Raw genomic sequence first — 15,820 nt, 5'->3', positions numbered from 1 at the left:
CTGAGCCCCCCCCCCCCGGGTGGACCACTGTCCCGCGCCCCGGCGCCCCGGTGTGTCGTGGCCCCCGCGGCCCGCCGCGACCCGCACCCCCCCCACCGCCGGGGGCGGACCGCCCGGCGTCACGCCCTGCGGGGCCGAGGCGAGCGGCTCCACCAGCTTCGGCAGCCGGTGCGGGTGGGTGCCGAACCAGACGTACGCGACGGCGAAGCCGAAGCTCAGGCAGAGCACGCCGCCCACCGCGTCCATCCAGAAGTGGTTGGCGGTGGCCACGATGACGACCAGCGTCGCCGCCGGGTAGAGCATGCCGAGGATCCGCGCCCAGGGCGCCTTCGCCAGCAGGAGGATGGTGAGCCCGCACCACAGCGACCAGCCGATGTGCATCGACGGCATCGCCGCGTACTGGTTCGACATGTGCTTGAGGTTGCCCGAGGCCATCGAGCCCCAGGTGTGGTGCACGAGCACGGTGTCGGTGAAGTGGCCGCCGTTCATCAGCCGGGGCGGCGCGAGCGGGTACAGGTAGTAGCCGACGAGGGCCACGAGTGTCGTCGCGAAGAGCACGGTGCGGAACGCCGCGTAACGGCCCGGATGCCATCGGTACAGCCACACGAGCACACCGATGGTCACGACGAAGTGCAGCGTGGCGTAGTAGTAGTTCATGCCCACGATCAGCCAGGTCACCGAGTTGACGGCCTGGTTGACGGCGTGCTCGAAGGCGAGCCCGAGGCTGTGCTCGGTCTGCCAGACCCAGTCGGCGTTCCGGAGGGCCTGGGCCTTCTGCTCGGGCACCGCGTTGCGGATGAGCGAGTACGTCCAGTAGCTGACCGCGATCAGGAGCACCTCGAACCAGATCCGCGGGCGCCGGGGCGTACGGGCCCGCAGGGCGCGCGCCAACCAGCCGTCGGCCACGATGGGTGACGACGGGGTCGTCCGAATTTCCGAGGTCTTCACGGTCGTTTCACCCATAGGAGGAGAGTTTGCCAGATGCCTACTCCTCGACCGATCATCCCGCGGTCGGGTATCAGGCGCACCCGCTCCGCCTCAAGACGTAGGGGACGGGGCAGGAGGAGCGGCGGGGGACACGGGTGCCGAGGCGGTCGATCCGCGCACCACCAGCTCCGGCATGAACACGAACTCGCTGTGCGGCGCCGGCGTCCCGCCGATCTCCTCCAGGAGCGCCCGGACCGCCGCCTGGCCCATCGCCTGCACGGGCTGGCGGATGGTGGTGAGCGGCGGATCGGTGAACGCTATGAGCGGGGAGTCGTCGAAGCCGACGACCGAGACGTCCTTCGGCACCTGCAGCCCCTGCTGCCGGGCCGCCCGGATCGCGCCCAGCGCCATCATGTCGCTCGCGCACACGATGGCCGTGCAGCCCTTGGCGATGAGCGCGGCGGCGGCGGCCTGGCCGCCCTCCAGGGTGTAGAGGGAGTGCTGGACCAGCTCGTCGGTCTCCTCCGGGGAGAGCCCGAACCGCTCCCGCATCCCCTTGCCGAAACCCTCGATCTTGCGCAGCACCGGCACGAACCGCTTCGGCCCGACCGCGAGCCCGATCCGGGTGTGCCCGAGCGCCGCCAGGTGCGTCACGGCCAGCACCATCGCGGCCCGGTCGTCGGGGGAGACGAAGGGGGCCTGCACCTTGGGGGAGAAGCCGTTGATGAGGACGTACGGGACGCCCTTGCCGCGCAGCCGGTCGTAGCGGCCCATGTCGGCGGTGGTGTCGGCGTGCAGCCCGGAGACGAAGATGATGCCTGCCACGCCGCGCTCGACCAGCATGTCCACGAGCTCGTCCTCGGTGGACCCGCCGGGGGTCTGGGTGGCGAGCACCGGGGTGTAGCCCTGCCGGGTGAGGGCCTGCCCGATGACCTGCGCGAGCGCGGGGAAGATCGGGTTGTCCAGCTCGGGGGTTATCAGTCCGATGAGGCCCGCGCTGCGCTGGCGCAGCCGTACGGGCCGCTCGTAGCCGAGCACGTCGAGCGCGGCAAGCACGGATTCGCGGGTGGCCGAGGCCACACCGGCCTTGCCGTTGAGCACGCGGCTGACTGTGGCTTCACTGACCCCCGCCTGGGCTGCGATGTCGGAGAGCCGCGCGGTCATGGGAGTGGACTGTACCGCTCGCGGGTCGGATTGCCCACCACGTACGGGTTCCGGCCGCTCTCGCCTCCCTTCGGCCGTTCTTTCGCAAGTTCTTGCAAGTGGAACCGGCGCCCCTTCGCTGTCAAGCGGCTCATCGGCAACCTTCGGGACACGTGGATGTAACGATCCCCGGGTCTTGCAGAAATTTCCCGCAAGGTCTTTCGGCGAGTTTTCATCCCTGTTACGTTCCTGCCCAGCCCGGCGCGCCGCGAGGGAGCGGTCGCATGAGGAAGGTTCGAGCCCCTCGTCCACCCGGGACCATCCTGAAGGAGTTCACATGCGGCGTGGCATAGCGGCCACCGCGCTGGTCGCGGCCCTGGGCGTGACCCTGGCGGCGTGCGGAAGCGGCGACAACGGTTCCTCCGGCGGCGGCTCGAAGGGCTCGGGCGAGCTCTCCGGCACCGTGACCTGGTGGGACACGTCCACGGTCGGTTCTGAGGACAAGGTCTTCAAGCAGCTTGCCGAGGACTTCACCAAGCAGCACCCCAAGGTCACGATCAAGTACGTCAACGTGCCCTTCGGTGAGGCCCAGAACAAGTTCAAGAACGCCGCCCAGTCCGGCGCCGGCGCCCCCGACGTGATCCGCTCCGAGGTCGCCTGGACCGCCGACTTCGCGAACCTCGGCTACCTCGCGCCGCTGGACGGCACCCCGGCGCTGAAGGACCAGGACGACTTCCTCAAGCAGGCCGCCGCGTCCACCAAGTACAACGGCAAGACCTACGCCGTGCCGCAGGTCATCGACTCCATGGGCATCTTCTACAACAAGAAGATCTTCAAGGAGGCCGGTGTCGAGGTCCCCAAGACCATCGACGAGCTCAAGTCCGTCTCCGCCAAGATCAAGCAGAAGACCGGCAAGACCGGCCTCTACCTGCGCGGCGACGACGCCTACTGGTTCCTCTCCTTCCTGTACGGCGAGGGCGGTGACATGGTCAACGCCGACAGCAAGACCGTCACCATCGACAACCCCGCCGGCGTGAAGGCGTTCAAGACCGTCAAGGACCTGGTCGACTCCAAGGCCGCGATCACGGACGCGACCAACGGCTGGGACAACATGCAGGCCGCCTTCAAGGACGGCAAGGTCGCGATGATGATCAACGGCCCGTGGGCCGTGACCGACACCTACACCGGCAAGGAGTTCGCCGACAAGGCGAACCTGGGCATCGCCCCGGTCCCGGCCGGCTCGGCCGGCCAGGGCGCCCCGCAGGGCGGTCAGGGCCTCGCCGTGTACGCCGGGTCCAAGAACCTGGACGCCTCCTACGCCTTCGTCCAGTACATGAGCTCGCCCGAGGCGCAGATCAAGGTCGCCAAGGAGCTCAGCCTGCTCCCGACGCGTCAGTCGGCCTACAACGACCCCGACGTGGCCCTCAACCCGATGATCACGTTCTTCAAGCCGGTCGTCGACAAGGCCGTCGAGCGTCCCTGGATCCCCGAGGGCGGCAGCCTCTTCACCCCGCTCGTCACCGAGTACACCAAGGTCCTCACCAACCAGACCAGCCCGGAGGACGGAGCCAAGGCGGTGGGCGACAGCTACCGCAAGCTCCTCAAGGGCTGGAAGTAACGGCAGCACCGGTAACAGCAGCACACCGGTAACAGCAGCACACCGGTAACGGCAGCACACCGGTAACGGCAGCAGCGGCAGCAAGAGGAAGGCAGACCGGCTAGATGGCTGTGGACACCAGCAGCCAGTCGGTGGCGAAGGCCGCGGGCGACGACGTCGCCCGCGGCCGGAGCCGCGGCACTGGCAAGCGGCAGGGCGCCACGAGGCGTTCCCTCTCCACCCACTGGTACGCCTGGGCGATGGTCGCCCCGGTCGTGCTCGTCATCGGCGTGATCATCGGATACCCGCTGGTCCGCGGCATCTGGCTGTCGCTGACCGACGCCGACGAACGCAACGTCGAGCGTTCCATCGGCGTCAACCACATCCCGGCGACCTACAAGTTCGTCGGCGTGGACAACTACGTCGACGCGCTCACCGGCAGCCAGTTCCTCGCCACCCTCGGCTGGACGCTGCTGTGGACGGTCTCCTGCGTCTCGGTGACCTTCGCGCTCGGGCTCGCGCTCGCCAACGTCCTCAACCGGAAGATCGCCGGCCGTTCCGTCTACCGGATGCTGCTGATCCTGCCCTGGGCGGTCCCCGGCTTCGTCTCCGTCTTCGCCTGGCGCTTCCTCTACGACGAGCGCCGCGGCATCCTCAACTCGCTGCTCGCGGGCGGCGGCATCGACGCCGTGCCGTGGCTCAACGACCCGACCTGGGCCAAGTTCTCGGTCATCGCCGTCAACGTCTGGCTCGGCGTCCCGTTCATGATGGTCGCCCTGCTCGGCGGCCTGCAGTCCATACCCGGTGAGCTGTACGAGGCCGCCGAGATGGACGGCGCGAACGCCCTGCAGCGCTTCCGGCACATCACCCTGCCCGGCCTGCGGTCCGTCAGCACGACGGTGATCCTGCTGAGCACCATCTGGACCTTCAACATGTTCCCGGTGATCTTCCTGCTCACCCGGGGCGGTCCCGGCGAGGCCACGCAGATCCTGGTGACCCAGGCGTACAAGTTCTCCTTCGAGATCAGCCCGCGCGACTACGCCCAGTCCTCCACCTGGGGCGTGCTGATCCTGATCCTCCTGATGGTCTTCGCCGCGGTCTACCGGCGGGTCCTCCGCAAGCAGGGAGAAGTCTGGTGACCACTGCCCCCGCCTCCGCCCCCGCGCACGCCCGCGTGCCCGCCAAGGCCGGCGCGTACCGCCGCGGCCGGCGTTCGCCGCTCGCCTCCGTCGGGCTGCACCTCACGCTCATCGTGGCCTCCGTGATCGCCGTCTTCCCGGTGCTGTGGGTCCTGCTGACCTCGCTCAAGCCCGCGAAGTTCGCCACCACCACGGACTTCGTCAAGGAGCCGACGCTCGAGAACTACACGGGCCTGCTGCGGGACACCCCGTTCCTCACCTGGTTCGGCAACTCGCTGCTCGTCGCCGCCCTCACCACCGTGATCGGCGTCTTCGTCTCCTCCACCACCGGCTACGCCGTCAGCCGCTTCCGCTTCCCCGGCAAGCGCGGCCTGATGTGGACGCTGCTCATCACCCAGATGTTCCCGGTCGCCGTCCTCATCGTGCCGATCTACAACATCATGGCGTCGATGGGCCTGCTCAACAGCCCGACCGGCCTGGTCATCACGTACCTGACCATCGCCGTCCCGTTCTGCGCCTGGATGATGAAGGGCTTCTTCGACACCATCCCGCGCGAGATCGACGAGTCGGGTTACGTCGACGGCCTCAACCCCTTCGGCACCTTCTGGCGGCTGATCCTGCCGCTCGCCAAGCCGGGCATCGCGGTCACCGCCTTCTACTCCTTCATCACCGCCTGGAGCGAGGTCGCCTACGCCTCCGCCTTCATGGTCGGCGACGAGAACCTCACCCTCGCCGGCGGACTGCAGAAGTTCGTCAACCAGTACGGCGCCCAGTGGGGCCCGATGACCGCGGCCTCCGTGCTCATCGCCATCCCGGCCGCCCTGGTGTTCCTCTTCGCCCAGCGCCACCTGGTGACCGGCATGTCCGCCGGCGCCGTCAAGGGCTGAGCCCCAGCCGCACGCCGGACCGACCCCGTACGAACAGACCGGGGGACCGTACGAATGTCCTTACGACGCAAGGAAGACATGAGCCAGCACCTCGCCACCGCCGCCGCTGACGCCGCCCCGACCACCGGCACGCAGTCGGGCTGGTGGAGAGACGCGGTGATCTACCAGGTCTATCCGCGCAGCTTCGCCGACGGTGACGGCGACGGCATGGGCGACCTCATGGGCATCCGCAGCCGGCTGCCGTACCTGAAGGAGCTCGGCGTCGACGCCGTCTGGCTCTCCCCGTTCTACGCCTCCCCGCAGGCCGACGCGGGCTACGACGTCGCCGACTACCGGGCCATCGACCCCATGTTCGGCACCCTCCACGACGCCGACGCCGTCATCCGCGAGGCCCACGAACTGGGCCTGAGGATCATCGTCGACCTGGTCCCCAACCACTCGTCCGACCAGCACGAGTGGTTCCAGCGCGCGCTGCGCGAGGGCCCCGGATCGGTGCTGCGCGAGCGCTACCACTTCCGCCCCGGCAAGGGCGTGAACGGCGAACTCCCGCCCAACGACTGGGAGTCCATCTTCGGCGGCCCCGCCTGGACCCGTACGGAGAACCCGGACGGCACCCCCGGCGACTGGTACCTGCACCTCTTCGCGCCGGAGCAGCCCGACTTCAACTGGGAACACCCGGCCGTCCGCGACGAGTTCCGCTCCATCCTGCGCTTCTGGCTCGACATGGGCGTCGACGGCTTCCGCGTCGACGTCGCCCACGGCCTGGTGAAGGCCGAGGGCCTGCCCGACATCGGCGGCCACGACCAGCTGAAGCTGCTCGGCAACGACGTCATGCCCTTCTTCGACCAGGACGGCGTCCACGAGATCTACCGCTCCTGGCGCAAGGTCCTCGGCGAGTACGACGGCGAGCGCGTCCTCGTCGCCGAGGCCTGGACCCCCACCGTCGACCGCACCGCGAACTACGTGCGCCCCGACGAGATGCACCAGGCGTTCAACTTCCAGTACCTGGGCACCCACTGGGACGCCGCCGAGCTGCGCGGTGTCATCGACGCCTCGCTCGCCGCGATGCGCCCCGTCGCCGCCCCCACCACCTGGGTGCTCTCCAACCACGACGTCACCCGGCACGCCACCCGCTTCGCCAACCCGGCGGGGCTCGGCACCCAGCTGCGCACCCCCGGCGACCGCGAACTCGGTCTGCGCCGGGCCCGCGCCGCGACGCTGCTGATGCTGGCGCTGCCCGGCTCCGCGTACGTCTACCAGGGCGAGGAGCTCGGCCTGCCCGACGTCACGGACCTGCCCGACGAGGTCCGCCAGGACCCGTCGTTCTGGCGGGCGTCCGGCCAGGACGGCTTCCGCGACGGCTGCCGGGTGCCGATCCCGTGGACCGTCGAGGGCTCTTCGTACGGCTTCGGGACCGGCGGCTCCTGGCTGCCGCAGCCCGCCGACTGGGGCGCGCTCAGCGTCGAGGCGCAGACCGGCGACCCCACCTCCACCCTGGAGCTGTACCGCAGCGCGCTCGCCGTGCGCCGCGCACAGCCGGGGCTCGGCGCGGGCGAGTCCGTCGAGTGGCTGGACGCCCCCGAGGGCGTCCTCGCCTTCCGGCGCGACGGATTCGTCTGCACCGCCAACACCACCGGCCGGGCCATCTCCGTCCCGCTGCCCGGCCGGTTCCTGCTCGCCAACGAGCCGGTCTCCCATGACGGGGAGGCCGTCGTCGAGCTGCCCGCGGACACCACTGTCTGGTGGGCGGTGTGACGATCCCCCTGCCGCGGGGCGCCGGAGGGGGCGCCCCGCGGCTCGCGGACATCGCGGCCCAGTCGGGGGTGAGCGAGGCCACCGTCAGCCGCGTCCTCAACGGCAAGGCGGGCGTGGCCGGCGCGACCCGGCACAAGGTGCTCGCCGCGCTCGACGTGCTCGGCTACGAGCGTCCCGTACGGCTCAAACGGCGCAGCGCCGGCCTGATCGGCCTGGTCGTGCCCGAGCTGACCAACCCGATCTTCCCGGCCTTCGCCCAGGTCGTCGAACAGGTCCTGGCCGGCCACGGCTACACCCCGGTGCTCTGCACCCAGATGCCGGGCGGCGCCACGGAGGACGAGCTGGTCGACCAGCTCGTGGAGCGCGGGGTGGCCGGCATCGTCTTCCTGTCCGGGCTGCACGCGGACGCCACCGCCGACCCGGCCCGCTACACCCGGCTCGCCGACCGCGGGGTGCCGTTCGTCCTCATCAACGGCTTCAACGAGCACATCGACGCCAACTTCGTCTCGCCCGACGACCGGGCCGCGGCCCGGATGGCCGTACGGCACCTGGTGGAACTCGGCCACGAGCGGATCGGGCTCGCCATCGGGCCGACGCGTTACGTGCCCTCGCGCCGCAAGGCGGAGGGCTTCGCCGCCGAGCTGCGGGCCCTGCTGGGCGTCGAGCGGGCGGAGGCCGAACGCTTCGTGCGGCCCACGCTGTTCGGCGTCGAGGGCGGCCACGCCGCCGCCGACCTGCTGCTCGCCGAGGGCTGCACCGGCATCGTCTGCGGCTCCGACCTGATGGCGCTCGGCGTGGTGCGGGCCGCCCGCGCCCGGGGCCTCGACGTGCCCACGGACGTGTCCGTCGTCGGCTTCGACGACTCCCCGCTGATCGCGTTCACCGACCCGCCGCTGACGACGGTCCGTCAGCCGGTGCAGGCGATGGCGACGGCGGCGGTGGGCGCGCTGATCGAGGAGATCGAGGGGAACCCGGTCCAGCGCACGGAGTTCGTGTTCCAGCCGGAGCTGGTGGTGCGGGGCTCCACGGCGCAGCCGCCGGCGCGGCTGCCCGGCGCCTTCGCGTAACTCTTTGCGCAATCGCTTGCGTCGAGGTGTGCGAGGGGTTGACCGCACACCTGTACGCCCCTACGGTCACGGCTGAAAACAGTTGCTTGAATTTTCGGCAACTTCTTGCGAACAGCTCTCGTGAGCCCGGGAGCCGCTCTTGCGACAGGGACGTCGTACAGGAGGAAACATGGCAAGAAAGACCGTGGCCGCTGCACTCGCCCTTGTGGCAGGAGCCGCTGTGGCCGTCACGGCACCCCCCACCGCCCAGGCCGCCCCGCCCGGCGAGAAGGACGTCACCGCGGTGATGTTCGAGTGGAACTTCGCGTCGGTGGCCAAGGCGTGCACCGACCAGCTCGGCCCGGCCGGCTACGGCTACGTGCAGGTCTCCCCGCCCCAGGAGCGCGTCCAGGGCTCCCAGTGGTGGACCGCCTACCAGCCCGTCAGCTACAAGATCGCCGGCCCGCTCGGCGACCGCGCCGCCTTCAAGAGCATGATCGACACCTGCCACGCGGCGGGCGTGAAGGTCGTCGCCGACTCCGTGATCAACCACATGGCCGGCCCTTCGGACCCCAACGCCACCTACACCGGCACCGGCGGGTCCTCCTACAGCAAGTACAACTACCCCGGCGTCTACTCCGGCGCCGACATGGACGACTGCCGCGCCGCCATCTCCAACTACCAGGACCGCGCCAACGTCCAGAACTGCGAGCTGGTCAACCTCGCCGACCTCGACACCGGCGAGGAGTACGTCCGCGGCCGGATAGCCGCGTACATGAACGACCTGCTGTCGCTCGGGGTCGACGGCTTCCGCGTCGACGCCGCCAAGCACATGCCGGCCGCCGACCTCGCGAACATCAAGTCCAGGCTGACGAATCCTTCCGTCTACTGGAAGCAGGAGGCCATCTACGGGGCCGGCGAGGCCGTCTCCCCGAGCGAGTACCTCGGCAACGGCGACGTCCAGGAGTTCCGCTACGCCCGCGACCTCAAGCGCGTCTTCCAGGGCGAGAAGCTCGCCTACCTGAACAACTTCGGCGAGGCCTGGGGCTACATGCCCAGCGGCCAGGCCGGCGTCTTCGTCGACAACCACGACACCGAACGCGGCGGCGACACCCTCAACTACAAGGACGGCGCGAACTACACCCTCGCCGCCGTCTTCATGCTCGCCTGGCCCTACGGCTCCCCGGACGTCCACTCCGGCTACGAGTGGACCGACAAGGACGCCGGCGCGCCCAACAACCACCAGGTCAACGCCTGCTACAGCGACGGCTGGAAGTGCCAGCACGCCTGGCGCGAGATCGCCTCCATGGTCGCCTTCCGCAACACGGCCCGCGGCCAGGCGGTCACCAACTGGTGGGACAACGGCAACAACGCCATCGCCTTCGGACGGGGCAGCAAGGCGTACGTGGCCATCAACCACGAGTCCGCCGCGCTGACCCGCACCTTCCAGACCTCGCTGGCCGCCGGCACCTATTGCGACGTGCAGTCGGGCAACCCGGTGACGGTGAACTCCTCGGGCCAGTTCACGGCCACGCTCGCCGCCAACACCGCGCTCGCGCTGCACACCGGCGCCATGACCTGCACGACCCCGCCGGCCACCACCACCGGCGCCTCGTTCAACGTCAACGCCACCACCGTGACCGGCCAGAACATCTACGTCACCGGCAACCGCGCCGAACTCGGCAACTGGTCCCCGACCGCCGCCCTCAAGCTCGACCCGGCCTCGTACCCCGTGTGGAAGCTCGACGTGAGCCTCCCCGCCGGCACGGCCTTCGAGTACAAGTACCTCCGCAAGGATGCGGCCGGGAACGTCACCTGGGAGTCCGGTGCCAACCGCACCGCGGCCGTCCCCGCCTCCGGCCAGGTCGTCCTGAACGACACCTTCCGCAACTAGCACGCCTCGCGCGTCCCAGGGCCGCCCCGCCGGGGCGGCCCTCTCTTTCCCGTACCTCCTGGGAGCACCCTCGTGATACGCAAGAGAACGGCGGTCGTGACGGCCGCCGCCCTGTGCGCCGCCCTCGTGCCGGCCCTGCCCGTGGCGGCGGCCGCCGCGCCGCCTCCGCCGCCCTCCGACCGGGCCCTCGCCGCCACCCCCGCCCGGCACGACCTCACCCGCGAGCAGTTCTACTTCGTCCTGCCCGACCGCTTCGCCGACGGCGACCCGGCCAACGACCGCGGCGGCCTCACCGGCAGCCGCACCGCCACCGGCTTCGACCCGACGGACAAGGGGTTCTACCAGGGCGGCGACCTCAAGGGGCTGACCGACCGGCTCGACTACATCAAGGGGCTCGGCACCACCGCCATCTGGATGGCGCCGATCTTCAAGAACCGCCCCGTGCAGGGCGAGGGGAAGGACGCCAGCGCCGGCTACCACGGCTACTGGATCACCGACTTCACCCAGGTCGACCCGCACTTCGGCACCAACGAGGACCTGAAGAAGCTCATCGCCGCCGCCCACGCCAAGGGCATGAAGGTCTTCTTCGACGTCATCACCAACCACACCGCCGACACCGTCGACTACGCCGAGAAGAAGTACGGCTACCGCCCCAAGGGCGCCTACCCGTACCTCGACACCACCGGCCGCCCCTTCGACGACCGGCAGCGGATGGGCAAGGTGGACGCCGACTCCTTCCCGTACACCCCGGTCGTCGCGCCCGACAAGGCCGACGCGAAGGTCCCGGCCTGGCTCAACGACCCGACGATGTACCACAACCGCGGCGACTCCACCTGGGCCGGCGAGTCCGCCGAGTACGGCGACTTCGTCGGGCTCGACGACCTGTGGACCGAGCGCCCCGAAGTCGTCGAGGGCATGAAGAAGATCTACGAGAAGTGGGTCCACGACTTCGACGTGGACGGCTTCCGGATCGACACGGTCAAGCACGTGGACCTCGACTTCTGGACGCAGTGGGCCACCGCCCTCGACGCCTACGCGAAGAAGCAGGGCCGGCCGGACTTCTTCATGTTCGGCGAGGTCTACTCCGCCGACCCCACCGTCACCGCGCCCTACGTCACCCGCGGCCGCCTCGACGCCACCCTCGACTTCCCCTTCCAGGACGCCGCCCGCGCCTTCGCCTCCCAGGGCGCCGGTGCCGACCGCCTGGCGAAGGTCTTCGCCGAGGACTACCGCTACACCACCGACAAGGCCAACGCCTACGAGCAGGTCACCTTCCTCGGCAACCACGACATGGGCCGCATCGGGACCTTCCTCAAGCAGGACCACCCCGGCGCCTCCGACGCCGAACTCGTCCGGCGGGACCGCCTCGCCAACGAGCTGATGTTCCTGTCCCGCGGCAACCCGGTCGTCTACTACGGCGACGAACAGGGCTTCACCGGCGCCGGCGGCGACAAGGACGCCCGCCAGACCCTCTTCGCCTCCCAGGTCGCCGACTACCTCGACGACGACCAGCTCGGCACCGACCGCACGCACGCCTCGGACGCGTACGACACCGGCCACCCGGTCTACCGCGCCATCGCCGCGCTGTCGAAGCTCACCCGCGAGAACCCCGCCCTGCGCGACGGCGTGCAGCAGGAGCGGTACGCGGAGGGCTCCGTCTACGCCTTCTCGCGCACCGACGCCCGGCAGCGCACGGAGTACCTCGTCGCCACCAACAGCGCGACCGAGCCGAAGACGGTGGCCGTCCCGGTCGACTCGGCGGCCTTCCACGTCCTGTACGGGGGCGAGGGCGCCGCCGTGGCCGACGGGAACGGCAAGGTCACCGTCACCGTCCCGGCCCTCTCCTCCCTGGTCCTCAAGGCCGACGCGCCCCTCCCGGCCCCGGCCACCGCGCCCACCGTGAGCCTCAGGGCCCCGGCCGCCGGCGCCACCGGCACCGTCGAGATCGGCGCCGACGTCAGCGGCGGCGGCCTCGACCGCGTCGTCTTCGCCGCCCAGGTCGGCGACGGCCCCTGGAAGACCCTCGGCACCGCCGACCACGCCCCCTACAAGGTCACCCAGACCGTGACCGCCCCCGCCGGCACCGCCCTGCGCTACAAGGCCGTCGCCGTCGACTCTGCCGGCCGCACCGCGAGCGCCCTCGCCGCCTCCGCGTCCGGCGCACCGGCCGTCCCCGAGAAGCCGGTGGCGGTCGAGCGCACGTACGCCGTCGTGCACTACCAGCGGCAGGACGGCGACTACGACGGCTGGAAGCTGAAGGCGGCGGACCAGGAGGCGGCCTTCACCGGCCGCGACGCCTACGGCGCGTTCGCGTGGGTGCGCGTGCCCGAGGGCGCGTCCAGCGTCTCGTACACCGTGGAGAAGGACGGCGCCGCCGACGGCCCGCAGCGAAGCATCACCCTCGCCCGCACCGGCGAGGTCTGGATCACGCAGGGCGCCGACGGCCAGGCCGACACCGACCCGGCCCCGGTGCAGCAGGACAAGACCAAGGCCGTCATCCACTACCAGCGCCCGGACGGCGACTACGACGGCTGGGGCCTGCACCTGTGGACCGGGGCCGCCCAGCCCACCGACTGGTCGCGTCCGCTGCCGCCGACGCGCTTCGACGCGTACGGCGCGGTGTACGAGGTGCCGCTCGCGGAGGGCGCGAGCTCGCTCTCGTACATCGTGCACAAGGGCGACGCGAAGGACCTGCCCACCGACCAGTCCCTCGACCTCGGCACGTACGGCCACGAGGTGTGGCTGCTCGCCGGGCAGCCGAAGTACCTGCTCCCGCAGACGGGCGGCACGCCGAACCTCGACCTCGGCAAGGCCGAGGCGCAGTGGATCGACCGGAACACCGTCGTCTGGAAGGTGAAGGCGACCGACTCCACCAGCCAGCAGCTGGTCTACGCGGCCGACGGCGGCATCACCGTCACCGACGGCGCCCTGAGCGACGAGGGCCGCTGGCTCCGGCTGAACCCGGCCACCCTCACCGACGCCCAGAAGGCCCGCTTCCCGCACCTCAAGGACTACCCCGCCTTCACCGTCGACCCGCGCGACGCCGACCGCGTACGCAGCTCCCTGCGCGGCCAGCTCATCGCCACCCAGCGCGCCGCGAACGGCGCCCTGCTCGCCGCCACCGGTGTGCAGACGGCGGGCGTGCTCGACGACCTGTACGCGGCGCAGGCCACCCGGAAGGCCCTCGGCCCGGTCTTCCACGCCGGCCGGCCCACCCTCTCCGTGTGGGCGCCGACCGCCCAGTCCGTCGCCCTCGAACTGGACGGGAAGCGCGTCCCGATGCACCGGGACGCCGCCTCCGGCGTCTGGTCGGTGACCGGGCCGCGGACCTGGGCGGGCAAGCCCTACCGGTACGTCGTGAAGGTCTGGGCGCCGAGCGTCCGGCAGGTCGTCGAGAACAAGGTCACCGACCCGTACTCGACCGCCCTCACCACCGACTCCGCGCGCAGCCTCGTCGTCGACCTCGCCGACCCGCGGCTCGCGCCGAAGGGCTGGCAGGGCCTGAAGAAGCCGGCCGCCGTGCCGCTGCGCGACGCGCAGATCCAGGAGCTGCACATCCGCGACTTCTCGATCGCGGACAGCACCGTGCCCGCCGCCGACCGGGGTACCTACCTCGCCTTCACGGACCAGGGCAGCAAGGGCTCCCGGCACCTGAAGGAGCTGGCCGCCGCCGGCACCTCCTACGTCCACCTCCTGCCGGCCTTCGACATCGGCACCATCCCCGAGAAGAAGTCCGAGCAGACCGCCCCCGCCTGCGACCTCAAGGTCTACGCCCCCGACTCGGAGGAGCAGCAGGCGTGCGTGGCCGCCGCCGCGGCCAAGGACGCCTACAACTGGGGCTACGACCCGCTGCACTACACGGTGCCGGAGGGCTCGTACGCCACCGACCCCGAGGGCACCCGCCGCACCGTCGAGTTCCGGCGCATGGTCCAGGCCCTCAACGGCGACGGACTGCGCACGGTCATGGACGTCGTCTACAACCACACCGTCGCCGCCGGACAGTCCGACAAGTCGGTCCTCGACCGGATCGTCCCCGGCTACTACCAGCGCCTCCAGGCCGACGGCTCCGTCGCCACCTCCACCTGCTGCGCCAACACCGCGCCCGAGAACGCGATGATGGGCAAGCTCGTCGTCGACTCGGTCGTCACCTGGGCCAAGCAGTACAAGGTCGACGGCTTCCGCTTCGACCTCATGGGCCATCACCCCAAGGCCAACATCCTCGCCGTGCGCAAGGCTCTCGACGCGCTGACCGTCGAGAAGGACGGCGTCGACGGCAAGGCGATCATCCTCTACGGCGAGGGCTGGAACTTCGGCGAGGTCGCCGACGACGCCCGCTTCGTCCAGGCCACCCAGAAGAACATGGCCGGCACGGGCATCGCGACCTTCTCCGACCGGGCCCGCGACGCCGTCCGCGGCGGCGGCCCCTTCGACGAGGACCCCGGCATCCAGGGCTTCGCCTCCGGCCTCTACACCGACCCGAACACGTCCGCCGCCAACGGCAGCCCGGAGCAGCAGAAGGCCCGGCTGCTCCACTACCAGGACCTGATCAAGGTCGGCCTGTCCGGCAGCCTCGCCTCGTACTCCTTCACCGACACCTCCGGGCGCACGGTCAAGGGCTCCGAGGTCGACTACAACGGCGCCCCGGCCGGCTACGCGGCCACCCCCGGCGACGCCCTCGCCTACGCCGACGCCCACGACAACGAGAGCCTCTACGACGCCCTCGCCTTCAAGCTGCCGGCCACGACGCCGGCCGCCGACCGGGCCCGCATGCAGGTCCTCGCCATGGCGACGACGACGCTCTCGCAGGGCCCGGCACTCGCCCAGGCCGGCAGTGACCTGCTGCGTTCCAAGTCGCTCGACCGCAACTCCTTCGACAGCGGCGACTGGTTCAACGCGATCCACTGGGACTGCCGCGACGGCAACGGCTTCGGCCGCGGCCTCCCGCCGGCCGCCGACAACAAGTCCAAGTGGTCCTACGCCAGGCCGCTGCTCGCCCCGGACGCGGCCGCGCTGCGGCCGGGGTGCGCGGAGATCGACGGCGCCTCCGCCGCGTACCGCGACCTGCTGCGGATCCGCAGCACCGAGCCCGTCTTCTCGCTGGAAACGGCTCAGCGGGTCCAGGACGCCCTGTCCTTCCCGCTCTCCGGCCGCGACGAGACCCCGGGCGTGATCACCATGCGCCTCGGCGACCTGGTCGTGGTCTTCAACGCCACGCCGCAGGAGCGGAAGCAGACGGTCGCGGCCCTGGCGGGCACCGCGTACCGCCTCCACCCGGTGCAGGCCGCCGGCTCCGACGCCGTGGTGAAGTCCGCCTCCTACGAGGCGGGTTCGGGCACCTTCACGGTCCCGGCCCGCACGGTGGCCGTCTTCACCGCGCGGTAGCGGCGGGCTGCTGATCGGCCGTGCCCCCGTCTTCCACGAGGACGGGGGCA

At 70.7% G+C, this 15,820-nt stretch carries 9 protein-coding genes; 7 read left to right on the top strand and 2 right to left on the bottom strand.

The annotated features are described in order from the left end of the window. Together ACWEJX_RS29640 and ACWEJX_RS29635 are read right to left on the bottom strand one after the other, a co-directional pair. Positions 1 to 963: phosphatase PAP2 family protein (locus ACWEJX_RS29640; protein ID WP_451610491.1), on the bottom strand; the 963-nt coding region annotated here is incomplete at its 3' end. Between the two features lie 75 nt (positions 964 to 1,038). Then, a complete protein-coding gene (locus tag ACWEJX_RS29635; RefSeq protein WP_451610490.1) occupies positions 1,039 to 2,091 on the bottom strand; it encodes a LacI family DNA-binding transcriptional regulator in 1,053 nt (350 codons plus the stop codon). A gap of 316 nt (positions 2,092 to 2,407) precedes the next feature. Between ACWEJX_RS29635 and ACWEJX_RS29630 the strand changes: the two genes are divergently transcribed. The 7 genes from ACWEJX_RS29630 to pulA all read left to right on the top strand — a co-directional run bounded on the left by ACWEJX_RS29630 (position 2,408) and on the right by pulA (position 15,770). Further along, positions 2,408 to 3,688 (top strand): extracellular solute-binding protein, encoded by a 1,281-nt coding sequence (locus ACWEJX_RS29630; protein WP_451610489.1) that lies wholly within the window; start codon positions 2,408 to 2,410, stop codon positions 3,686 to 3,688. Positions 3,689 to 3,792: 104 nt separating this feature from the next. Beyond that, positions 3,793 to 4,806, top strand: coding sequence for a carbohydrate ABC transporter permease (locus tag ACWEJX_RS29625; protein WP_451610488.1), 1,014 nt, complete (start codon positions 3,793 to 3,795; stop codon positions 4,804 to 4,806). Further along, on the top strand, positions 4,800 to 5,693 hold the full coding sequence (locus ACWEJX_RS29620; protein ID WP_451610492.1) for a sugar ABC transporter permease: 894 nt from the start codon (positions 4,800 to 4,802) through the stop codon (positions 5,691 to 5,693). The genes ACWEJX_RS29625 and ACWEJX_RS29620 overlap by 7 nt, the downstream gene beginning before the upstream one ends. Before the next feature lie 78 nt (positions 5,694 to 5,771). Further along, positions 5,772 to 7,448 carry a glycoside hydrolase family 13 protein gene (locus ACWEJX_RS29615; protein ID WP_451610487.1) on the top strand — a complete coding sequence of 559 codons (1,677 nt, stop codon included), beginning with the start codon at positions 5,772 to 5,774 and terminating at the stop codon, positions 7,446 to 7,448. Further along, positions 7,436 to 8,515, top strand: coding sequence for a LacI family DNA-binding transcriptional regulator (locus ACWEJX_RS29610; RefSeq protein ID WP_451610486.1), 1,080 nt, complete (start codon positions 7,436 to 7,438; stop codon positions 8,513 to 8,515). The genes ACWEJX_RS29615 and ACWEJX_RS29610 overlap by 13 nt, the downstream gene beginning before the upstream one ends. A 169-nt stretch (positions 8,516 to 8,684) precedes the next feature. After that, complete coding sequence (locus ACWEJX_RS29605; protein ID WP_451610485.1) at positions 8,685 to 10,388, top strand: carbohydrate-binding module family 20 domain-containing protein; 1,704 nt, start codon at positions 8,685 to 8,687, stop codon at positions 10,386 to 10,388. Positions 10,389 to 10,460: 72 nt separating this feature from the next. Next, entirely contained in the window at positions 10,461 to 15,770 is a 5,310-nt protein-coding gene (pulA, locus tag ACWEJX_RS29600; RefSeq protein WP_451610484.1) for a pullulanase-type alpha-1,6-glucosidase, read from the top strand. Positions 15,771 to 15,820: the final 50 nt, after the last annotated feature.

It is taken from the genome of Streptomyces sp. NPDC004788 (assembly GCF_053601115.1).
The sequence above is the reverse complement of the archived record's forward strand: the minus strand, read 5'-3'. Positions and strand labels throughout refer to the sequence as shown.

Coding starts and splice junctions, on each gene's coding strand:
- ACWEJX_RS29605 (WP_451610485.1), top strand. CDS start 8,685: ATGGCAAGAAAGACCGTGGCCGCTGCACTCGCCCTTGTGGCAGGAGCC.
- ACWEJX_RS29615 (WP_451610487.1), top strand. CDS start 5,772: ATGAGCCAGCACCTCGCCACCGCCGCCGCTGACGCCGCCCCGACCACC.
- ACWEJX_RS29630 (WP_451610489.1), top strand. CDS start 2,408: ATGCGGCGTGGCATAGCGGCCACCGCGCTGGTCGCGGCCCTGGGCGTG.
- ACWEJX_RS29635 (WP_451610490.1), bottom strand. CDS start 2,091: ATGACCGCGCGGCTCTCCGACATCGCAGCCCAGGCGGGGGTCAGTGAA.
- ACWEJX_RS29625 (WP_451610488.1), top strand. CDS start 3,793: ATGGCTGTGGACACCAGCAGCCAGTCGGTGGCGAAGGCCGCGGGCGAC.